The sequence below is a fragment of the Leclercia sp. M-A074-M genome, from assembly GCF_965195605.1.
In the GTDB taxonomy this organism is placed as follows: Bacteria; Pseudomonadota; Gammaproteobacteria; order Enterobacterales; family Enterobacteriaceae; genus Enterobacter.
The window spans coordinates 1-21,539 of record NZ_CBDAHM010000007.1 but is presented as its reverse complement, the minus strand read 5'-3'; the positions used below and the strand labels follow the sequence as shown (position 1 = coordinate 21,539).

Sequence of the window (21,539 nt, the reverse complement as noted above, 5' to 3'; positions counted from 1 at the left end):
TTTGCCCTTACAGCTGCACACCGGAGAAGGACATAAAGCCCAGCGCCATCAGACCAGTGGTGATAAAGGTGATCCCTAAGCCGCGCAGACCGGCCGGCACGTTGGCATACTTCATTTTTTCACGCAGACCCGCCAACGCCACGATAGCCAGCATCCAGCCAATACCAGAGCCGAAACCGTACACTATCGACTCGGTAAAGTTGTAATCACGCTGAACCATAAACGATACGCCACCGAAGATGGCGCAGTTCACCGCAATCAGCGGCAGGAAGATGCCCAGCGCCGTATACAGTGACGGGAAGTATTTATCGAGGATCATCTCGAGGATCTGAACCAGTGCCGCAATCACCCCAATGAAGGTGATAAAGTTGAGGAAGCTCAGGTCAATCCCCTCAACCAGCGCGCTGTCGCGTAGCACCAGGTTAAATACCAGGTTGTTGATCGGGACCGACAGCCCCAGCACCACCGTGACGGCAATGCCCAGCCCGAAGGCGGTCGATACCTTTTTGGAGACCGCGAGGAAAGTACACATCCCGAGGAAAAACGCGAGCGCCATGTTTTCGACAAACACCGCGCGCACAAACAAGCTAATGTAATGAGCCATTGTCGGTTACTCCTTTTCCTGCTGTTCAGGGCGCCAGGTTCTCACCGCCCAGATCAACAAACCGATAATGAAGAACGCGCTGGGCGCCAGCAGGAACAAGCCGTTTGGCAGATACCAGCCACCGTTTTGTACGGTTTCAAGGACAGGAATACCAAACAGTTTGCCGCTGCCAAGAAGCTCGCGCAGGAAACCGACCGTCAGCAGGATCACGCCATAGCCAAGACCGTTGCCGATACCGTCCATAAAGCTGGCCAGCGGCGGCATTTTCATCGCATAGGCTTCTGCACGTCCCATCACGATGCAGTTGGTGATGATCAGGCCAACAAAGACCGACAGCTGTTTTGAGATTTCGTAGGCAAATGCCCGCAGCAGCTGATCCACCACAATGACCAGCGAGGCGATGATCGCCATCTGCACGATAATGCGCACGCTGTTCGGGATGTGGTGGCGGATCATTGAGATAAACAAGCTGGAAAACGCCGTCACCAGCGTTACCGCCAGGGTCATCACCACGGCGGTCTCCAGTTTTGTGGTGACCGCCAGCGCCGAACAGACGCCCAGTACCTGCAGGGTAATCGGGTTGTTGGCGATGAGCGGCCCAATAAGCACCCGTTTAACTTCTTTCAGTTCGCCCACATCAGCCATTGTTCAGCTCTCCTTCACGTACCTTTTTGAGAAAAGGACCAAAACCCATCTCGCCCATCCAGAAATCAAAGCTATGCTGCACACCGTTTGAGGTCAGCGTGGCGCCCGACAGGCCATCGATGGCGTACTCATCACCCGGACGCGCCCCGCCTTTCACCACTTTAAGCGCCGGCTGGCCGTTATCATCCAGCACTTTTTTGCCGACAAACTGCGCCCGCCAGGCTGGGTTTTCGACTTCGCCGCCCAGCCCCGGGGTTTCGCCCTGATCGTAGTAAGTGATGCCCTTGACGGTGCGTCCATCGGTGTTGAGCGCCACGAAGGCATACATCATCGACCACAGACCATTGCCATAGACCGGCAGAACCAGCTCCTGGACACGGTTTTGTTCATCGCGTACCAGATAAATCTCCGCCGTATTGCTGCGGCGTTTGATGCCTGCCGGATCCTGACTGGCCTCCAGTACCGTGCTGCGCTGCGGATCTTTCAGCGCCTGGGCCTGATTGTAAGTGGATGGATCGGTCTCCAGCAGCTCGCCAGTATTGAGATCCACCAGACGTGGCGTGATGCGTGAAGCAAAGGTCTGCGCCACATCCTCAGCCCTCATTTCGCCGTTCATCAGCCCGGCGACGGCCAGGATGTTACGTTGTTTATCCAGGGCGCGTTGCTCCTGCTGACGGGATTTAAGACCCACCGCAGATCCTGCTACCACAATGGAGCAGACCAGGCAAAGCACCACCACCACCATCAGCGTCTTGCCGATAGTGTCATTATTTCTAATCTCAGCCACGCGCCTTCCTCCGTTTGATGTTGGCACGCACCACCAGGTAATCGAACAGCGGCGCAAACAGGTTGGCGAACAGGATCGCCAGCATCATCCCTTCCGGATAGGCCGGGTTCACCACGCGGATAAGGACGCACATCGCACCAATAAGCGCCCCGTAATACCATTTTCCTTTATTGGTAAAGGATGCTGAAACCGGATCTGTCGCCATAAACATCATGCCGAAGGCGAACCCGCCCAGCACCAGATGCCAGTACCACGGCATGGCGAACATCGGATTCGTCGCCGAACCGATCAGGTTAAACAGCGTCGCGGTGAGGATCATGCCGAGCATGACGCCTGCCACAATGCGCCAGGAGGCGACACGGCCAAAGAGAATGATGGCTCCGCCAATCAGGATCATCAGCGTGGAAACTTCGCCGACTGACCCAGGAATGGTACCGATAAAGGCATCGAACCAGCTAACCGGCTGTCCGGTGGCGTTGTTGACCAGCGCCTCACCGCCGCGAGCGGCCCACTGGGAGAGTGGCGTTGCGCCGGAAAACCCGTCGGCGGCGGTCCAGACCAGATCGCCGGAGATTTGCGCCGGATAAGCAAAGAACAGGAACGCGCGCCCGGCGAGGGCCGGGTTAAGGAAGTTACGTCCGGTACCGCCGAAGATCTCCTTCGCCATCACCACACCAAAGGTGATCCCCAGCGCCGCCTGCCACAGTGGCAACGTCGGTGGCACAATCAGGGCAAACAGAATGGAGGTGACAAAGAAGCCTTCGTTGATTTCATGCTTACGCACGATGGCAAACAGCACTTCCCAGAAGCCGCCGACCAGAAAGACCGTCATGTAAATGGGCAGGAAGTAGACCGCCCCCAGCGTCATCATGCTGATCCAGCCGGCATCAGGCGCAAAGCTCACGCCCAGCGTCTGCGCCAGCCGGTAGTGCCAGTCGCCAGCGATAACCTGCTGAAGTTGCTGCGCATCGTACAGATGGTTAAGCGCGGGGATGGTTTGCAGACCGACGTTGTACATGCCCCAGAACATCGCCGGGAACACAGCGAACCAGACGAGGATCATCATACGTTTGAGATCGATGGCGTCGCGCACGTGCGCGGCCCCTTTCGTCACCTGCCCTTGCGTATACAGGAGCGTCGCGGTCGCTTCAAAAAGCGGGTAGTACTTTTCCAGCTTGCCGCCGTGAGTAAAATGCGGCTCCAGTTTTTCAATGAGATGTTTCAGGCCCATCAGTTATCCTTCCTGCTCAATGCGGGTTAACACCTCGCGCAACACCGGTCCGTATTCATATTTGCCGGGGCAAACGTAGGTGCAGAGCGCCAGATCTTCTTCATCCAGCTCCAGACAGCCCAGCGCCTGAGCACCGTCAGTATCACCCGCCAGCAGATCGCGCAGCAGCACGGTCGGCAGGATGTCGAGCGGCATCACCCGTTCGTAGTTGCCGATAGGCACCATCGCCCGCTCGCCGCCGTTGGTATCGGTGGAGAAGTTGAACAGCTTGTTGCGCAGGAAATGGCCCAGCGTCGTACGGGTGATAGAGAACTTCTCTTTGCCCGGCATCACCCAGCCAAAGAGCTCTTTCTCACGCCCTTCCTTCACCACGCTGACCTGCAAATGGAAGCGCCCGAGGTACGCCTGCACCCCGACGGCATGTCTGCCGCTCAGTACAGAACCCGAAATATGACGGTTTTCACCTTCCAGGGTTTCGTCCACCAGCAGCTCGTTGATGTCTGCGCCAAGGCAGGTGCGTACCAGGCGCGGATGGCGCATCTGCGGGCCGCCCAGGGCGATAACCCGCTCGGTGCAAAGCTGGCCGGTAGTGAACAGCTTGCCGATAGCGATAACGTCCTGATAGTTCAGATGCCAGACCTGTTTGGTCAGGCTCACCGCCTCCAGGAAATGGATGTGCGTACCCACAAGCCCTGCCGGATGCGGCCCGGCGAAGGTATTAAAGGTGACTTGCCCCTGCGGGTGTCCGCCCAGTTTGCCGCCGCTTGCCTGGCAGACATGCACTTTGCCCTCCGTCAGACGCGTGAGCAGGGTTAGCCCGGCATCAAATGCCTGACGCTGCGCCAGAATGAGCGGCTGCGGGTCGGCGCAGAGCGGGTTGGTGTCCATGGCGGTGACAAAAATGGCTGCCGGGACGGTGCCGGGCACCGGGGTTTTGCTGAAGGGGCGGGTACGAAATGCCGTCCACAGTCCCGACTCCAGCAGTTGGGATTGCACAGCCTCACGGGTAAGGGTGGCGAGCGCCGTCGCATCGTGACGGGTAAACTCGCGCTCACCCTCACCTTCGATGCGGATCACCACCGACTGTAGTACCCGGCGTTCGCCACGATGAATAGCGACTACCGTCCCGCTGGCGGGTGCGGTAAAGAAGACCCCAGGATTTTTTTTATCCTCGAATAGCGGCTGCCCCTTGATGACGCTGTCGCCTTCCTGTACCAGCATCGTGGGGCGCATGCCCACGTAATCGTCCCCCAGAAGCGCAACATGGCGAGGCATCGGACAGGGCGAAATCTGCTGATCGGGAATGCCAGAAATCGGCAAATCAAGTCCTTTTCTGATTCTAATCATAGTGTTAGTTGTTATCCATGAAAAATCGTTCCGGCCAGATAGCCGGACGAGTCAGAAGTCGTTTCACAGGAGAAGAAAGGCGGTGAACGCTCACTCATGTTACATGCAGGATCGTGGCTGACCCTGAGAAAAGCATCCTTTCTTCACCTTCGGTCGTAAGACGCGGGGAGTGTACCATTTCTGCCAATCAGGCGGCAGCGATAACGCAGCGGCGGGTGCTAAAATGCGACCGATTACGCAAAGTTCTCAATGCCAGCACGGCCAATCCAGGTTATAAGGAGAACTATTTTGTAAACCGACGCGCTGACGCTTGCGAAAAAATGCAGTGGTGCTAATGTGAGCGCTCCTAATGCAGATTAATCTGATTTCGGGTCTCTTTTGCCGTCCTGGCAAGTTGGTTAGGTTTTATCAAGGAACATGTAGTATGCGTAAAATCGCATTGTTCATTGCGATGCTTCTTATTCCGTGCGTTTCGTTTGCCGGGCTGCTCAGCAGCAACAGCTCAACAACGCCGATTAGCAAAGAATACAAACAGCAGTTGATGGGCTCTCCGGTCTATATCCAGATCTATAAGGAAGAGCGCACGTTAGACCTGTTCGTGAAGATGGGTGAGACGTATCAGCTGCTCGACAGCTATAAAATCTGCAACTACTCCGGTGGCCTTGGCCCGAAACAGCGTCAGGGCGATTTCAAAAGCCCGGAGGGGTTCTACAGCGTTCAGCGTAACCAGCTAAAACCTGACAGTCGCTTCTATAAAGCGATCAACATTGGTTTCCCCAATGCCTTTGACCGTGCGCACGGCTATGACGGTAAATATCTGATGATTCATGGTGCCTGTGTGTCAGTGGGTTGCTACGCCATGACCGACAGCGGTATTGATGAGATCTTCCAGTTTGTAACTGGCGCGTTGGTCTTTGGCCAGTCTGCGGTGCAGGTCAGCATCTATCCGTTCCGCATGACCGATGCCAATATGCAGCGTCACAAGAGCTCATACTACGCCGATTTCTGGAAACAGCTGAAGCCGGGTTATGACTACTTCCAGCAGACGCACAAGCCGCCGACCGTTTCGGTGGTGGATGGACGTTATGTGGTCAGCAAGCCGCTGAGCCACGAAGTCGTCCAGCCACAGCTGGCGTCAAACTACGCGCTCCCCCAGACAAAATAAGATCCACTCGCCTGGCATGATTCTTTGCCAGGCTTCATTGCCCGTCAGCGGCTGAGTGGCGATCACCGTGACCACATCGTTGGGTGTGGTTTCGGTCTGAAAATCGATTTCCACATCCTGATCCAGCAGTTTTGCCACGCCGAACGGCGCCCGCCGGGTGATCCAGAACAGGTTCGTCGAGCAGAACGCCATCACATACCGCCCGTCCGACAGCAGCATATTAAAGACCCCTTTCTCCCGCAGCTCCGTCGCCAGCGAGGCCACGTATTTAAAGACCGCGGTCATGTTGCCCGGCGTGCGCGGATAGCGCTCGGTCAGCTTATGCAGCAGCCAGCAAAAGGCCTTTTCGCTGTCGGTTTCACCAACCGGGCGAAAATTACCGGTCTCCAGCGACTTATAGCCCGTAAGTTGCCCGTTATGCGCGTAGGTCCAGTTACGGCCCCACAGCTCACGGGTAAACGGATGGGTATTTTCCAGCGCCACTTCACCGCGGTTGGCCTGGCGAATATGCGCCACCACCGAGCAGGATTTAATCGGATAGTCCTGCACCAGTTTGGCAATGGGGGAGTTGAAGCTGGGTTGTGGGTCCTTGAACGTGCGACAGCCTTTTCCTTCGTAGAAGGTGATACCCCAGCCGTCTTTATGCGGCCCGGTTCCTCCACCGCGCTGCACCAGTCCGGTGAAACTAAAGCAGATATCGGTTGGCACATTGGCGCTCATCCCGAGCAGTTCGCACATATCTCACCTCCACAACAGCGGGGGGCGCTCACCCCCCAGCGAAGTCTTACTTAACCATCTCTTTTTCAATCAGCTGGATCAGGATGTGGATCACTTTGATATGAATTTCCTGAATACGGTCAGCGTAACCGAAGTGAGGCACACGAATTTCGATATCTGCGGTGCCTGCCATTTTGCCGCCATCTTTGCCGGTGAGGGTGATAACTTTCATCCCCTTCTCACGAGCCGCTTCAATGGCTTTGATGACGTTGCCGGAGTTGCCGGAGGTGGAGATCCCCAGCAGGACATCCCCTTCACGCCCTACCGCTTCAACATAGCGGGAGAAGACATAATCGTAACCAAAGTCGTTGCTCACGCAGGAGATGTGGCTGACGTCAGAGATCGCGATCGCCGGGTAGCCCGGACGGTTTTCACGATAACGCCCCGTCAGCTCTTCGGCAAAGTGCATGGCATCACAATGTGAACCACCATTGCCGCAGGAGAGCACTTTACCGCCCGCTTTAAAGCTGTCGGCCAGCAGGACCGCCGCGCGCTGAATAGCGTGGATATTGGCTTCATCTTTCAGAAAGTTGGCCAGCGTTTCCGCCGCTTCGTTCAGTTCGTTACGAATAAGATCCTGGTACATGAGGATAATCCTTCAGTATTGATGAAATAACAGAGCAAGTTTACCGGATAGCGGTAAAAGCGAGAAGCTAAAGCCATGGGAATCGTCGGGCGTTTTGCGTTTTTGTGCCGGGTAAAACCTGAACAATGTGAACCAGGTTGTAATTATTTTGTGAATGCATTGCTAAAAGAAATAACATCCACTACAACCATATCATCACAAGTGGTCAGACCTCCTACAAGACAGGGAGCAATTCTTTATGATGATTTTAAGTATTCTGTTAACCGTTGTTCTGCTCGGGGTGTTGTTCTATCACCGGGTCAGCTTAATGCTGAGCAGTCTTATCTTACTGGCCTGGACCGCTGCCCTTGGCGTGACCGGCATCTGGAACATCTGGGTGCTGGTTCCGCTGGCAATTATCCTGGTGCCGTTCAACGTGCGCTCGATGCGTAAATCCCTGATTTCTGCCCCGGTCTTCCGTGGTTTCCGTAAGGTGATGCCGCCGATGTCGCGTACCGAAAAAGAGGCGATCGACGCGGGCACCACCTGGTGGGAAGGCGAGCTGTTCCAGGGCAACCCTGACTGGAAAAAGCTGCATAACTATCCGCAGCCGCGCCTGACTGCTGAAGAGCAGGCGTTTATTGACGGTCCGGTTGAAGAAGCCTGCCGGATGGCGAACGACTTCCAGATCACCCATGAGATGGCCGATCTGCCGCCGGAGCTGTGGGCATTTTTAAAAGAGCATCGCTTCTTCGCGATGATCATCAAGAAAGAGTACGGCGGGCTGGAGTTCTCTGCGTATGCCCAGGCTCGGGTGCTGCAAAAACTGTCCGGCGTCTCCGGGATCCTGGCGATCACCGTCGGTGTACCTAACTCATTAGGCCCAGGCGAACTGCTGCAACATTACGGTACTGAAGAGCAAAAAAATCACTACCTGCCGCGCCTGGCCCGTGGTCTGGAAATCCCTTGCTTCGCACTCACCAGCCCGGAAGCGGGTTCCGATGCGGGCGCTATCCCCGATACGGGTGTGGTCTGCATGGGCGATTGGCAGGGTGAGCAAGTTCTGGGTATGCGTCTGACCTGGAACAAACGCTACATTACGCTGGCACCTATCGCCACCGTGCTCGGTCTGGCCTTTAAACTCTCCGACCCGGACAAGCTGTTAGGCGGCGAAGAGGATCTGGGTATCACCTGCGCGCTGATCCCGACCACCACACCTGGCGTGGAGATTGGTCGTCGCCACTTCCCGCTGAACGTACCGTTCCAGAACGGTCCGACCCGCGGTCAGGATATCTTTGTGCCGATCGATTACATCATCGGCGGCCCGAAAATGGCCGGTCAGGGCTGGCGTATGCTGGTTGAGTGTCTGTCTGTTGGCCGTGGTATTACCCTGCCGTCGAACTCAACCGGCGGTCTGAAATCGGTGGCAATGGGGATTGGCGCTTACGCCCACATCCGCCGTCAGTTCAAAATCTCTATCGGTAAGATGGAAGGGATTGAGGAGCCGCTGGCCCGTATCGCAGGTAACGCCTATGTGATGGATGCCGCCGCTTCCTTAATTACCTATGGCATCATGCTGGGTGAAAAACCGGCCGTGCTGTCCGCCATCGTGAAGTACCACTGTACCCACCGTGCCCAGCAGTCGATCATTGATGCGATGGATATTGCCGGCGGTAAAGGCATTATGCTGGGTGAAGGTAACTTCCTGGCACGTGGCTATCAGGGCGCACCGATTGCCATCACCGTTGAAGGGGCGAATATTCTGACCCGCAGCATGATGATCTTCGGTCAGGGGGCAATCCGCTGCCATCCATACGTGCTGGAAGAGATGGCCGCCGCGCAGAACAACGACGTGGATGCCTTCGATAAACTGCTGTTTAAACATATCGGCCATGTCGGTAGCAATAAAATGCGCAGCCTGTGGCTGGGCCTGACCCGCGGCCTGACCAGCGCCACGCCAACCGGCGACGCGACCCGTCGTTACTACCAGCATCTGAACCGTCTGAGTGCCAACCTTGCGCTGCTCTCTGACGTGTCAATGGCGGTGCTGGGCGGTAGCCTGAAACGCCGGGAACGCATCTCCGCCCGACTGGGTGATGTGCTGAGCCAGATCTTCCTCGCCTCGGCGGTACTGAAACGCTATGACGATGAAGGCCGTCATGAAGCGGACCTGCCGCTGGTCCACTGGGGCGTGCAGGATGCGCTGTATCAGGCGGAACAAGCCATCGACGATCTGCTGGCCAACTTCCCGAACCGCTTTGTGGCAGGCGCCCTGCGCGTGGTGATCTTCCCGACCGGTCGTCACTATCTGGCCCCGTCCGATAAGCTGGATCATAAAGTGGCGAAGATCCTGCAGGTACCGAGCGCAACCCGCTCCCGTATTGGCCGCGGTCAGTATCTGACCCCAAGCGAGCATAACCCGGTCGGTCTGCTGGAAGAGGCGCTGCTGGATGTGATGGCGGCCGACCCGATTCACCAGAAGATCTGCAAGCAACTGGGTAAAAACCTGCCCTTCACCCGCCTGAACGAGCTGGCTAAAGAGGCGCTGGCGGGCGGCATCATCACCAAAGATGAAGCGGACCTGCTGATTAAAGCCGAAGAGAGCCGTCTGCGCAGTATTAACGTTGATGATTTTGACGCTGAAGAGCTGGCGACACAGCCGGTAAAGCTGAAAGAGATCGTGCGTAAACCTGAAGCTGCGTAAGCCATTTCAGCCCGCCAAAACCCCGCCTCGTGCGGGGTTTTTTATTGCCACCCGTTTCTCTGTTTGTCGTGCTACAGTGTCAAAATGGGGTTATTCGAGGAGTCTTAACTGTGCCTGGTCTGAAGATTACGCTTTTGCAACAACCGCTGGTGTGGATGGATGGTCCGGCCAACCTGCGCCATTTTGATCGTCAGCTGGAAGGGATCGCCGGACGGGATATTATTATCCTGCCCGAGATGTTCACCACTGGCTTCGCCATGGAGGCGGCTAAGCAGTCCCTGCCGCAGGACGAGCTGGTTGCCTGGATGCAGGCCAGAGCGCAACAAACCCAGGCGTTAATCGCTGGCAGCGCAGCGTTGCAGACCGAACGCGGACCGGTGAACCGTTTTCTGCTGGTGGAGCCCGAGGGCAAGGTGCACTTCTACGATAAGCGCCATCTGTTCCGCATGGCGGACGAGCACCAGCACTATGAAGCGGGTAACGAGCGGGTTGTCTTTGAGTGGCGCGGCTGGCGCATTCTGCCGTTGGTCTGTTACGACCTGCGTTTCCCGGTGTGGTCCCGTAACCGCGATGATTACGACCTGGCGATCTACGTCGCCAATTGGCCGGCGCCCCGCTCTCTCCACTGGCAGGCGCTGCTGACGGCACGTGCGATTGAGAACCAGGCCTATATCGCTGGCTGCAACCGGGTCGGTACTGACGGCAACGGGCATCACTACCGGGGCGACAGCCGGGTGATCAACCCGCAGGGTGAGATTATTGCCACCGCTGAGCCGCATCATGCAACCCGGATTGATGCCGAGCTGTCGCTGACCGCGCTGAGGGAGTACCGGGAGAAGTTTCCTGCCTGGCAGGATGCGGATCCGTTTAGTATTGACTGAAGGGTAAAGCCGCACTGTCCCTGTCCCCTCACCTCATCGGCATAAAGGGACAGGAGCGGTGCGGCTCTGCTGTTTGTTACTTCATCTAATGAAAGGCGTCAGTCTTTTTCTTACAGCATGCGTTGCAGGATTTCGCGCTGTCCCTTGAAGGTATATTTGATTACCGCCGCGACATGCCCAAGCAGAATCAGGCCCAGTAAAATGCAGCTAACGCGATGCACTTTAAAGAAGAATTCATTAACTTCAATCGTGTTAATCGGATGAGTAATCGGCAGCAGCCCAAACAGGCTGTAATCTTTGTGCAGCATCAGGAAGCCGCTGGCCAGCACCAACATAATGGTCAGATAAAACAGCTCATGGATAAAAACCACCATCTGCTTTTTCCGCCCCGCCACCGTTGCCGGATAAGGCACTGAAGGACGAAAGAAGCGCCAGACAAAACGCACCAGCATGATTGGCGTTGCAATGGTGCCAAGCGACATATTCAACACAGAAAAAAAGGTAAACCAACGGGTCCCTTCCAGCGCGTGAAGAATGTAGCCCATGCACATGGCGTAGATAATGACGGCTGCAACCACCCAGTGTAAAAGGCGAGAAAAGCGATCGTAACGTGTGGGAATAACGGAAGAAGTTTGCATATCCTTGTCCTCTAAAACGTAATAACCTGGCGTCCTTTGAAGCCATGCGTCCAGAAATCATTCGCCCTGCCCTGCTTTAATCCTGCGCCGGGTTTAACAATGAAATTCTTCTCCGCAAAATAGGATATTGCCCTGCCCCTTAATAGAAGAACGCAGACCATTTTTAACCTCTTCTTTTTTCCCGTTAACCGGTTGGGCGACTGGAGCGTTGTTGAATTTATTATTTATGCAGGCCGGAAAAAGATAAGGAGGAGTCTATCGTTGCGAATACGCTGAATGAGGATAACGGAACCTGGGCATTTTCAGGCTCAACGGCATAAGCCAGACGGAAGATGTTGCTGGGGAAAGTTGCACAAAAACAGAGATCGAAAAAAGGCCCATGTTATTGCTAACATGGGCCTGAATGTGGCGGAACGGACGGGACTCGAACCCGCGACCCCCTGCGTGACAGGCAGGTATTCTAACCGACTGAACTACCGCTCCGCTGTGTTCCCTTGGGAACGAGGCAGATATTACGGTTTACCCTCGATCCCGTCAATGCTTTTTCTCTGCTTTTGAATCGTTTGCTGCAAAAACGATCCAAACGGTTATTTTACCAGCATTTCAGCGGCTTTTAGCCTCGCCAGAGGCAGCTTCCGCCCTTCTTCTGCACCAGATCCAGACGGGATTCATGCGCCATTAACTCTTCATCACTCGCAAGTATAACGCGCAGCGCGCTGGACTTACGAATAATGCGCTGAATTTCGCTCTCGCCGGACTCTTGCTGCGCCTCGTTATCGGCATTAAACGCCAGGGCGGTCTGGCCACCCGTCATGATCAGATAAACATCCGCCAGGATCTGGGCATCGAGCAGTGCCCCGTGTAGCGTTCGTTTGCTGTTATCTATCTCATAGCGCGAGCACAACGCGTCAAGGCTGTTCCGCTTGCCGGGGAACATCTTCCTTGCCATCGCCAGGCTATCAGTGACCTTGCAGAAGGCGTCTGTTTTCGGCAGGCCGCGGTTGAGCTTGCTGAATTCGTAATCCATAAAGCCGATATCGAACGAGGCGTTATGAATGACAAGCTCGGCGCCTTTAATGTAGTCGATGAATTCATCGGCAACGTCGGCAAAGGTAGGTTTATCGAGCAGAAACTCATCTGCAATACCGTGAACGCCAAAGGCTTCCGGGTCCACCAGCCGGTCTGGCTTCAGGTAAACGTGAAAGTTATTGCCGGTAAGACGGCGGTTAACCACCTCTACCGCACCGATCTCGATGATCTTATGCCCTTCATAGTGAGCACCGATCTGGTTCATACCCGTCGTTTCGGTATCGAGAACGATGATCCTGTCGGCGTTATGTGTGTCTGCAATACTCATTCTGTCAGCCTGTTCTTATTAACGATGACATTGTAATCAACCTGACCTGGCGTTCAAAGGCTAATTCACGCGGACTTTATTTTGCCGTGCCGAGGAAGACCATTTATGTCAGACTTACCGTTTTTATTACAGGATGTCTGCCAGGATGCGTAAACAGGTAGAGATTTACACCGATGGCTCGTGCCTCGGCAATCCGGGCCCAGGGGGTTACGGCGCCATTTTGCGGTATCGACAGCACGAAAAAACTTTCAATGAAGGCTTTCGCCTGACCACCAACAACCGCATGGAGTTGATGGCCGCGATTGTGGCTCTTGAGGCACTGAAAGAGCATTGCGATATTGTGCTGAGTACCGACAGCCAGTATGTACGCCAGGGGATCACCCAGTGGATCCACAACTGGAAAAAACGCGGCTGGAAAACCGCGGACAAAAAACCGGTGAAGAATGTCGATCTCTGGCAACGCCTGGATGCGGCGCTCAGCCAGCATAAAATCCAGTGGGAATGGGTGAAAGGCCACGCCGGACATCCCGAAAACGAACGCTGCGACGAACTGGCGCGCGCTGCTGCGCTCAATCCGCAGCATGACGATGTGGGGTATAAACCGGAAGCCTGATCAGGGCTTCCGGTACTGCCGCGTGGCACCTACAGCGGGGCGCAATTGGGTCTTGGCTTTGCCTGATTTCATCGGATTGAGCGTCAGGGGGATGGTTCTCTTGCGCGCCACAATTAGCTGCATACAGCCCAGCGCCGGAAAATGGGTGCTGAGTAACTTCCCGCCCTGCCGCGTCCAGGGTATCACCTGAAAACCGCTCTGGTGCATCACCTCAAAATTGAGCAGCGAGAGCCAGTCCAGCTGGCGCATCAGCGTGAACATGCGGCTGTTATAGGGTGGCGTGCGACGCAGCACCGGCACCAGCTTTCTCAGCCCCATCAGACTCATCGGGTTAAAGCCGCTAATCACCAGCCAGCCATCATCAATCAAAACCCGATCGGCTTCCCGCAGCAGACGGTGCGGGTCATCGCACCAGGGCAGCAAATGTGCCAACAGGCACGCATCAACGGACTTCTCGGCAAAAGGGAGCTGCAGCGGATTGGCCTTCACCTGAACGGGTTCCCCGCCCAGCGAAACATTGACCTGATGCGAGATGGCGCAGCTTTCAGAGTTGATTTCCGCGCTCAGATTGCCAATCTTAAGCAGGTGAAAACCATACATTTTCGCAAACCAGGGCTTAAGCTGTAACTCGAGCGCTTCACGATAGTATTCACCCCAGGGCAACTCCGCCCAGTGTTTCGGTGCGGTAACAATCTGAGGTATCCTTGCCGGTTTCATCAAAACACCCGCCACGCTATGAGAGGTAATGTATGAATCTTAACAGTATTTCTGCTTTTCAGGACAATTACATCTGGGTTTTAAGCAATGATGAGGGTCGTTGCGTGATTGTCGATCCTGGCGAGGCGGAGCCGGTGTTAAACGCCATCGAGCAAAACCAGTGGCAGCCGGAAGCCATTCTGCTCACGCATCATCACCATGACCATGTGGGCGGCGTGGCGGCACTCTGCGCAAAATTTCCGCATCTTGTGGTATACGGTCCTGCTGAGACACAAGATAAGGGGGCTACGCGCGTAGTAAAAGATGGCGAAAAGATCCTCATTCTTACGTTGGAATTTTCTGTAATTGCAACACCGGGTCACACTTCTGGACATATTTCGTACTTTAGCTTCCCTTATCTTTTCTGTGGGGACACAATGTTCTCTGGTGGCTGCGGACGACTCTTCGAAGGCACTCCAGCCCAGATGTACCAGTCCTTCCAGAAAATTAACGCTCTCCCCGACGATACCCTTATTTGTTGCGCACATGAATACACTTTAGCGAATATGAAGTTTGCGATGCACGTTCTGCCTGAGGATAGTGCGATTCAGGATTATTACCGCAAAGTGAATGAGTTACGTGCAAAAAACCAAAAAACACTGCCCGTAATTCTGAAAAATGAACGTAAAATTAATTTATTTCTTAGAACAAATGACATTGATTTAGTTAATAAAATTAAAGAAGAAACAAATATGTTACAACCTGAGGATTGTTTCGCGTGGTTAAGGGCAAAGAAAGATGACTTCTGACAATTGCATGTTGCCTTTTTAACTATTCGTCGTTATCATCGCTCGTCTTTTAAGCAACTATTGACACACACATGAAGGCAAAAGCGATATTACTCGCCTCTGTCCTGCTTGTGGGTTGCCAGTCGTCACAGAACACTGGCAACGTACAACAGCACGCACAGAGCCTTTCTGCAGCTGGTCAAGGGGAAGCAGGGAAGTTCACAAGTCAATCGCGATGGGCAGACGATGGGACGTCCTTCGCACAGGATCAAGACTTGTGGGTCTCTATTGGTGACGAGCTAAAGATGGGAATTCCGGAAAACAGCCGGATTCGCGAACAGAAACAGAAGTATTTAAGCAATAAGAGCTATCTCCACGATGTAACTTTACGGGCAGAGCCGTATATGTACTGGATAGCAGGGCAAGTTAAGAAACGTAACATGCCCATGGAACTGGTACTACTACCCATAGTGGAGAGCGCTTTTGACCCACACGCAACGTCTGGCGCCAAGGCCGCAGGTCTTTGGCAGATCATACCGAGCACAGGGCGCAATTATGGTTTAAAACAGACCCGCAACTACGATGCGCGTCGTGATGTGGTCGCCTCGACGACTGCCGCTCTCGATATGATGCAACGTCTGAACAAGATGTTCGACGGTGACTGGCTGCTGACTGTCGCTGCGTACAACAGCGGTGAGGGTCGTGTACTGAAGGCAATGAAAGCGAATAAAGCACGGGGTAAACCTACCGACTTTTGGTCGCTTCCACTGCCACGGGAAACCAAATTATACGTACCTAAAATGCTGGCTTTGAGTGAAATCTTCAAAAACAGCAAACAGTACGGCGTGCAGCTGCCAACCTCCGACGAAAGTCGTGCGCTGGCGAAAGTGCGTATCAACAACCCTGTTGAACTGAAACAGGTTGCGGATATGGCAGGTATCTCGGTGACCAAACTGAAAGCCTTCAACGCAGGTGTGAAGGGCTCTACGTTAGGTACCAGCGGACCAAAATACGTTCTGGTGCCGCAGAAACACGCTGAACAGTTACGGGTATCGTTAGCGTCGGGTGAGATTGCAGCGGTTCAGTCTACGCTGATTGCGGATAACACACCGTTAAATAGCCGTAGCTATCGGGTACGTACAGGCGATACGCTTTCAGGCATTGCTTCACGTCTTGGCGTGAGCACGAAAGATCTGCAGCAGTGGAACAAGCTGCGTGGCTCTACCCTGAAAGTGGGTCAGAACCTGACGATTGGCGCGGGTAACAGCGCGCAGCGTCTCGCCAATAATAGCGATAGCATTACCTATCGCGTACAAAAAGGCGATTCGCTTTCCAGTATTGCCAAGCGTCACGGCGTAAACATCAAAGATGTGATGCGCTGGAACAGCGATACGGATAATCTGCAGCCTGGCGACCGGATAACGTTGTTTGTAAAAAACAACGCCACACCGGATTCCTGATTTCAGAGACCTGATGTAAAAAGGCACCGATTCCCCTCGGTGCCTTTTTTGTTTATCCCGCCTTTTGGGCTTCAGCCAGGAGGGTATCGCTGGTAAAGGAGCCCTCTTCCTGCAGCTCAAAGTAGGCTTTGACCTCGGCCGAGGCACTCTCCTGGTACAACCGGATCGCCTGACTCAATGCCTCTGGGGTGCGCATACGCGCAATCCACGAAGAAAACTCCAGCCTTAATCTGTCAGTCTGCAGCGATTGTGCAATCAGCCCGGCATCGGTGAACATGGACAACCACTCGCCGCTGGAGTAGTTCCGGACATGCGAGGTATCCCGCAACGCTTCCACCGTCTGTAACCAGATATCACGTACCGGATGACCCGGCGACATGATATCCATGATGATAACCAGCCCACCCGGCTTCAGCACCCGCTTAACTTCGCGCAACGCCTGGCCGACGTCATGCCAGTGGTGCGCCGAGTAGCGGCTGATCACAATATCAAACATTTCATCGTCAAAGGGTAATGATTCTGCATAGCCCTGACGGGTGGCAATATTATTCAGCCCCTTCTCGCTGGCTGCGGCGGCAACCACCTCCAGCATCTGGCTGGATAAGTCATATGCCGTCACCTGAGCCACCTGCTGCGCTGCTACAAAGCTGGCATGACCTGCCCCGCAGCCTAAATCAAGGATGCTGGCTTTCGGAAAATCAGCCAGACGTTCAGCCAGACGCTGCAAATCGCGCCCGGATGCGTGAACCGCGCTGGTGAGGTAGGCCTTAGCCTGAGAGCCAAACTGTTTTTCTACGTTGTCATGATGGGACTGTGTTGTCATTTTGCTGTCCTTCGGTTGATGAAAAATAAAGGGCAGCACCCGTACAGGCCTGCCCCACGGCAGACCTGACGCACCTCTATCTCTCAGGTTTGCCGGGACTGAATTCAACGAGTAGCGGATTGTGATCGGATGCGCGAGTGACCAGCACAGAGGCTTCACTCACGTTCAGACCACGATAGAAGACAAAATCGAGCGGACGACCAAAGGCCTTGCGCCGCTGGTCATCGGTAAAACGTACTTCGCGCAGCGACATCTCACGCGCAAAGCGATAAAGCGCATTCATTCGCGGACGGCTCCAGGCATTGAAATCGCCAGCCATAACCACCGGGCCGCTGTGATGGGCAATCTGATCGCCGATAGGCAGCAGCTGCTTGCTGTAGACATCCACGCCAAGGCTGAAGTTAACCGCGTGGATATTGACCACCATCAGCAGCCGGGTATCCGGCAGCGGATACACGGTGACCAGGGCGGATTTCGCCAGGCGCAGAAGCGGTTCGCGCTCGCGCAGTGGGCAGCAATAGACGGGATGAGCGGCAGAGAGCGTCATCACCCCTGACGGATGCTGGGGTAAGACAAATGCCGGCACCTGGTCAGCAGCGAGATAGTTAGTGGTCGCAAACCTGACCAGTTCAGGTGTGGTTTGCGCCTCCTGCAGCAGCACCAGATGAGCATCTTTACCAAAATTCTGCAGGACGGATAACCATTCGGCGCGTTGCTGTTTAAAGATATTCCATACCAGCACCCGAATTTTTTCGTCGCTGCTTAAAGGCGCACCCGCAGGCAATGCCTGGCCAATGCTCGCAAACGACCCCGGAGGTAAAATTCGCTCCGCTGGCTGTCCGGCAACATAACGCATGGCATAGGTATTTTTTCGCACGGTGTGAAACGACCCCTATCAACTTGAACCCGTCCAGAAACAGGAGCGGGTTCTAATGTTATAGGGTTTTCAGCTCACACTTTCAACGCTATTACTAAGAAACTACTGAGTTACTCAGATTCCGCTGAGCTGTTTTGTCGGTAAGTACTTACATAAAGTTATCCGAGAGTAACGCGCGCGGGCTTATCCAGACGACCACTCAGGCCAATCAACAGAAACGCCACGAGAACAATGACCGCCCCAATCCACGGCGTTTGCGACAGACCAAAATGCTCGACCGTCTGCCCACCAATAATGGAACCCAGGGCGATACCGACATTAAACGCGGCGATATTAAGACCGGAAGCAACATCCACGGCGTTGGGTGTATAGTGTTCGGCTTTCTGCACGACATAGACCTGTAAACCCGGTACGTTACCGAAGGCGAAGATCCCCATTACCAGTACCGTACCCAGCGCGGCATACTGTATGGAAGCGGTGAACTGGAAGACCAGTAAAAGCACTACCAGGGCAGCAAAGATAATTTTCAGCGCCGGGACTGCGCCATGCTTATCGGCCAGCTTTCCGCCCCAGATATTGCCGATCGCCACCGAAACGCCATAGCCCAGCAGGATCCAGCTTACTGCGCTCGGTGAGAACCCTGCCAGATCCTGCATCATTGGCGCCAGGAAGGTAAATGCGGTAAACACACCGCCATAGCCCAGCGCCGTAATGGCATAGATCATCAGCAGACGAGGATGAGTCAGCACTTTCAGCTGATCGCGCAGCGTCGCTGCCGCGCGTCCCGGAATAGTGGACGGGATCAGCACCAGACTGCTAATCAGCGCAATCACGCCCAGCAGAGAGACCGCGAGGAAGGTTTCACGCCAGCCAAAATGTTGCCCAATAAAGGTGCCCAGCGGTACACCTGTCACCAGGGCTACGGTTAAACCGCCAAACATAATGGCAATAGCAGAGGCCGCTTTCTCTTTCGGCACCAGGCTCGTCGCAATTGTCGAGCCGATGGAGAAGAAGACACCATGAGCCAGCCCCGTCAGGAGGCGGGCAATGACCAGGGTTGTATAATCAGGTGCCTGCCAGGCAAGGATGTTGCCTGCGGTAAACAGCACCATCAACGCCATCAGCAGCTGTTTACGCAGCAGACGGCCTGTGAGTGCGGTCAGTACCGGTGCGCCGATAGCCACACCGAGGGCATAGATAGAGACCAGTAAACCCGCCGAAGGCAGCGAGATGGCAAGTTGGTCAGCAATGGTAGGAACCAGACCTACAATAACAAATTCAGTCGTGCCGATTGCAAAGGCACTGATCGTCAGGGCAAGTAGCGCCAGAGGCATAAATAACTCCGTCTCATCAGGATTAAGATGACACGGAGTATGCGCCAGTGTTTAAATAACAAAAATGCTCAAAGTATCAATACAATTTTGCGGATAAAGCAACAATGAAAGCAACGTCTGAGGAGCTGGCGATATTTGTCGCCGTCGTTGAGAGCGGCAGTTTTAGCCGTGCCGCAGAACAGCTGGGACAGGCTAATTCAGCCGTCAGCCGCTCGGTGAAAAAGCTGGAGATGAAGCTGGGCGTCAGCCTGCTTAACCGGACGACCCGGCAACTGAGCCTGACCGAAGAAGGCGAACGCTATTTTCGCCGCGTGCAGTCTATTCTGCAGGAGATGGCCGCCGCAGAAACAGAGATCATGGAGACGCGCAGCACGCCACGCGGGCTTCTGCGTATCGATGCGGCGACGCCCGTGGTGCTGCATTTCCTGATGCCTTTAATTAAACCTTTCCGCGAACGTTATCCGGAAATGACGCTCTCTCTGGTTTCTTCAGAAACGTTTATCAACCTGATTGAGCGCAAGGTGGATGTGGCGATCCGCGCGGGGACGCTGACCGATTCCAGCCTGCGGGCACGCCCTCTGTTCACCAGTTATCGCAAAATCATCGCCTCCCCGGCCTATATTGCCCGCTTCGGCAAGCCTGAGACGATAGAGGAACTGAAGCAGCATCTCTGCCTGGGCTTTACGGAGCCGGTATCCCTTAATACATGGCCTCTCGCCTGCCATGATGGCCAGCTGCATGAAGTGGTTTGCGGTTTATCATCCAACAGCGGCGAGACGCTCAAACAGTTATGCCTTGAAGGAAATGGGATTGCCTGCCTGTCGGATTATATGATTGATAAAGAGATTGCGCGGGGGGAGTTAGTCGAGCTGATGGCAGACAAGCGCCTGCCGGTAGAGATGCCCTTCAGTGCGGTTTATTACAGTGACAGAGCGGTAAGCACCCGCATCCGGGCCTTTATTGATTTTCTGAGCGAGCATGTAAAACAGCTCCCGAAGGAGCTGTGAGAGGGTTCAGGGTACAGAGGGCGGGCTAGATTAGTCCCACTTCGGCGCCAGACCTTCCGGGCTAACCAGACGATCGTTGCAGTCGAGCGCCGCGATCGCTTTTTTATCATCCAGATCCAGCTTCAGATCCTGTGCCAGCAGATTGCTCGCCAGGTTTTCACGCTTGGTTGAAGACGGGATCACTGCATAACCTTCGCCCATCGCCCATGCCAGGATAACCTGTGCTGCGGTGGCATTATGCCTGGTAGCAATGCGCAGAATGGTTTCGTCTTTCAGAGCCTTACCGTAAGCCAGCGTCATGTAAGAAGTGATATGGATGCCATGCTGCTTCGCCCACTCCACCACCTGCCGGTTTTGCAGATAAGGGGATAGTTCGATCTGATTGGTGGCGATATTTTCTGCGCCAACTGCGGCAACTGCCCTTTCCATCAACGGGATAGTGAAGTTGGAGATACCAATTTCGCGCGTCAGTCCCTGCGTTTTAGCTTCCAGCAAAGCCTGCATGAATTCTTCAACGGACACCGCATCGTTCGGCGATGGCCAGTGAATCAGGGTCAGATCCACATAATCGGTGCGCAGCTTTTTCAGGCTCTCTTTCAGGCTTGGGATTAATTTCTCTTTGCTGAGGTTCTCAATCCAGATCTTGGTGGTAATAAAAAGTTCGTTACGCGGTACGCCGCTCTCTGCGATCGCCTGACCCACAGCGGCTTCGTTGTCGTAGATTTGGGCGGTATCAATCGTGCGATAACCCAGTTCGAGGGCAGTTTTAACGGATGCGATAACAACGTCGTCTTTCAGGCGGAAAGTGCCAAGACCGAATGCAGGGATAGACATGAAATTCCTCTTTTCTTCATCATGTTTGTTAATAAAGAGGATTATCTCTGGCGGGGATATGTGAAAAAAGATCGTATTAAGCAGAGGATTTTTGCGTTTACAGCAATAATCAAACAGCAGGCAAGAAAAAAGCCCTGAGTGTGAGCTCAGGGCTTCTTAATAAGTGGCGGAACGGACGGGACTCGAACCCGCGACCCCCTGCGTGACAGGCAGGTATTCTAACCGACTGAACTACCGCTCCACCGTATTTTTTGTAATTACCAGATATGGTTCTGGTTTATTACGTAATTTGATGCCTGGCAGTTCCCTACTCTCGCATGGGGAGACCCCACACTACCATCGGCGCTACGGCGTTTCACTTCTGAGTTCGGCATGGGGTCAGGTGGGACCACCGCGCTACAGCCGC

20 protein-coding genes, 2 tRNA genes, 1 rRNA gene and 1 pseudogene are annotated in these 21,539 nt (G+C 54.5%); 7 read left to right on the top strand and 17 right to left on the bottom strand.

Annotation, left to right across the window (positions count from 1 at the left end; all coding sequences use genetic code 11):
• Nucleotides 1-7: 7 nt before the first annotated feature.
• The 5 genes from nqrE to ACOKCT_RS14880 are packed head-to-tail and all read right to left on the bottom strand — an operon-like array spanning nucleotide 8 to nucleotide 4,614.
• The gene (nqrE, locus tag ACOKCT_RS14900) at nucleotides 8-604 is read right to left on the bottom strand and encodes an NADH:ubiquinone reductase (Na(+)-transporting) subunit E (protein WP_103178380.1); all 597 of its coding nucleotides are present in this window, start codon (nucleotides 602-604) and stop codon (nucleotides 8-10) included.
• 6 nt (nucleotides 605-610) lie between these two features.
• Nucleotides 611-1,249, bottom strand: coding sequence for an NADH:ubiquinone reductase (Na(+)-transporting) subunit D (locus ACOKCT_RS14895; protein WP_103178379.1), 639 nt, complete (start codon nucleotides 1,247-1,249; stop codon nucleotides 611-613).
• Nucleotides 1,242-2,036, bottom strand: coding sequence for a Na(+)-translocating NADH-quinone reductase subunit C (locus tag ACOKCT_RS14890; RefSeq protein WP_159339674.1), 795 nt, complete (start codon nucleotides 2,034-2,036; stop codon nucleotides 1,242-1,244). Before ACOKCT_RS14890 ends, ACOKCT_RS14895 begins: the two co-directional genes overlap by 8 nt.
• Entirely contained in the window at nucleotides 2,029-3,267 is a 1,239-nt protein-coding gene (locus tag ACOKCT_RS14885; RefSeq protein WP_156653952.1) for an NADH:ubiquinone reductase (Na(+)-transporting) subunit B, read from the bottom strand. Before ACOKCT_RS14885 ends, ACOKCT_RS14890 begins: the two co-directional genes overlap by 8 nt.
• Before the next feature lie 3 nt (nucleotides 3,268-3,270).
• Complete coding sequence (locus ACOKCT_RS14880; protein WP_159339673.1) at nucleotides 3,271-4,614, bottom strand: Na(+)-translocating NADH-quinone reductase subunit A; 1,344 nt, start codon at nucleotides 4,612-4,614, stop codon at nucleotides 3,271-3,273.
• Between the two features lie 424 nt (nucleotides 4,615-5,038).
• On the opposite strand from ACOKCT_RS14880, the gene dpaA reads away from it, so the two are divergent.
• Nucleotides 5,039-5,779 carry a peptidoglycan meso-diaminopimelic acid protein amidase gene (gene dpaA / locus ACOKCT_RS14875; RefSeq protein WP_103178375.1) on the top strand — a complete coding sequence of 247 codons (741 nt, stop codon included), beginning with the start codon at nucleotides 5,039-5,041 and terminating at the stop codon, nucleotides 5,777-5,779.
• Here dpaA and ACOKCT_RS14870 read toward each other — a convergent pair.
• A complete protein-coding gene (locus ACOKCT_RS14870) occupies nucleotides 5,750-6,517 on the bottom strand; it encodes a class II glutamine amidotransferase (RefSeq protein WP_103178374.1) in 768 nt (255 codons plus the stop codon). The two genes, dpaA and ACOKCT_RS14870, sit on opposite strands and share 30 nt — an antisense overlap.
• Nucleotides 6,518-6,563: 46 nt before the next feature.
• Nucleotides 6,564-7,142, bottom strand: a complete 579-nt coding sequence (gene lpcA / locus ACOKCT_RS14865; RefSeq protein ID WP_103178373.1) for a D-sedoheptulose 7-phosphate isomerase — start codon at nucleotides 7,140-7,142, stop codon at nucleotides 6,564-6,566.
• Nucleotides 7,143-7,380: 238 nt separating this feature from the next.
• Here lpcA and fadE point away from each other — a divergent pair, with 238 nt between their 5' ends.
• Entirely contained in the window at nucleotides 7,381-9,825 is a 2,445-nt protein-coding gene (gene fadE, locus ACOKCT_RS14860) for an acyl-CoA dehydrogenase FadE (protein WP_156653949.1), read from the top strand.
• Between the two features lie 110 nt (nucleotides 9,826-9,935).
• The gene (locus ACOKCT_RS14855; protein ID WP_103178371.1) at nucleotides 9,936-10,706 is read left to right on the top strand and encodes an amidohydrolase; all 771 of its coding nucleotides are present in this window, start codon (nucleotides 9,936-9,938) and stop codon (nucleotides 10,704-10,706) included.
• A gap of 110 nt (nucleotides 10,707-10,816) precedes the next feature.
• Here the strand turns inward: ACOKCT_RS14855 and ACOKCT_RS14850 are convergent, their stop codons facing one another.
• The 3 genes from ACOKCT_RS14850 to dnaQ form a co-directional block, all read right to left on the bottom strand.
• Nucleotides 10,817-11,344 (bottom strand): cytochrome b, encoded by a 528-nt coding sequence (locus ACOKCT_RS14850; RefSeq protein WP_156653948.1) that lies wholly within the window; start codon nucleotides 11,342-11,344, stop codon nucleotides 10,817-10,819.
• Nucleotides 11,345-11,750: 406 nt separating this feature from the next.
• Nucleotides 11,751-11,827: transfer RNA gene (locus ACOKCT_RS14845), tRNA-Asp, on the bottom strand.
• A 130-nt stretch (nucleotides 11,828-11,957) separates the two neighbouring features.
• Nucleotides 11,958-12,701, bottom strand: coding sequence for a DNA polymerase III subunit epsilon (dnaQ, locus tag ACOKCT_RS14840; protein WP_156653947.1), 744 nt, complete (start codon nucleotides 12,699-12,701; stop codon nucleotides 11,958-11,960).
• Nucleotides 12,702-12,846: 145 nt separating this feature from the next.
• Between dnaQ and rnhA the strand changes: the two genes are divergently transcribed.
• Nucleotides 12,847-13,314 carry a ribonuclease HI gene (gene rnhA, locus ACOKCT_RS14835; RefSeq protein ID WP_103178368.1) on the top strand — a complete coding sequence of 156 codons (468 nt, stop codon included), beginning with the start codon at nucleotides 12,847-12,849 and terminating at the stop codon, nucleotides 13,312-13,314.
• Here the strand turns inward: rnhA and ACOKCT_RS14830 are convergent, their stop codons facing one another.
• Nucleotides 13,315-14,031 (bottom strand): class I SAM-dependent methyltransferase, encoded by a 717-nt coding sequence (locus ACOKCT_RS14830; RefSeq protein WP_159339672.1) that lies wholly within the window; start codon nucleotides 14,029-14,031, stop codon nucleotides 13,315-13,317. It lies immediately after the preceding gene.
• Nucleotides 14,032-14,063: 32 nt separating this feature from the next.
• On the opposite strand from ACOKCT_RS14830, the gene gloB reads away from it, so the two are divergent.
• Complete coding sequence (gene gloB / locus ACOKCT_RS14825) at nucleotides 14,064-14,819, top strand: hydroxyacylglutathione hydrolase (RefSeq protein WP_159339671.1); 756 nt, start codon at nucleotides 14,064-14,066, stop codon at nucleotides 14,817-14,819.
• 71 nt (nucleotides 14,820-14,890) lie between these two features.
• On the top strand, nucleotides 14,891-16,258 hold the full coding sequence (mltD, locus tag ACOKCT_RS14820; protein WP_103178365.1) for a murein transglycosylase D: 1,368 nt from the start codon (nucleotides 14,891-14,893) through the stop codon (nucleotides 16,256-16,258).
• Nucleotides 16,259-16,310: 52 nt separating this feature from the next.
• Here the strand turns inward: mltD and ACOKCT_RS14815 are convergent, their stop codons facing one another.
• From ACOKCT_RS14815 to ACOKCT_RS14805, 3 genes are all read right to left on the bottom strand, one after another.
• Nucleotides 16,311-17,081: a class I SAM-dependent methyltransferase gene (locus ACOKCT_RS14815; protein ID WP_159339670.1), complete on the bottom strand. Its 771-nt coding sequence runs from the start codon at nucleotides 17,079-17,081 to the stop codon at nucleotides 16,311-16,313.
• 76 nt (nucleotides 17,082-17,157) lie between these two features.
• Entirely contained in the window at nucleotides 17,158-17,958 is an 801-nt protein-coding gene (locus ACOKCT_RS14810) for an endonuclease/exonuclease/phosphatase family protein (protein ID WP_039032074.1), read from the bottom strand.
• Nucleotides 17,959-18,116: 158 nt separating this feature from the next.
• A complete protein-coding gene (locus ACOKCT_RS14805; RefSeq protein ID WP_159339669.1) occupies nucleotides 18,117-19,292 on the bottom strand; it encodes an MFS transporter in 1,176 nt (391 codons plus the stop codon).
• Nucleotides 19,293-19,396: 104 nt separating this feature from the next.
• Between ACOKCT_RS14805 and yafC the strand changes: the two are divergent.
• Nucleotides 19,397-20,328: pseudogene (yafC, locus tag ACOKCT_RS14800) on the top strand (DNA-binding transcriptional regulator YafC).
• Nucleotide 20,329: 1 nt separating this feature from the next.
• Here the strand turns inward: yafC and dkgB are convergent.
• The 3 genes from dkgB to rrf form a co-directional block, all read right to left on the bottom strand.
• Nucleotides 20,330-21,133 (bottom strand): 2,5-didehydrogluconate reductase DkgB, encoded by an 804-nt coding sequence (gene dkgB / locus ACOKCT_RS14795; protein WP_103178361.1) that lies wholly within the window; start codon nucleotides 21,131-21,133, stop codon nucleotides 20,330-20,332.
• A 164-nt stretch (nucleotides 21,134-21,297) separates the two neighbouring features.
• A tRNA-Asp gene (locus tag ACOKCT_RS14790) sits at nucleotides 21,298-21,374 on the bottom strand.
• Between the two features lie 53 nt (nucleotides 21,375-21,427).
• Nucleotides 21,428-21,539 (bottom strand): 5S ribosomal RNA (gene rrf, locus ACOKCT_RS14785); the annotation flags it as partial.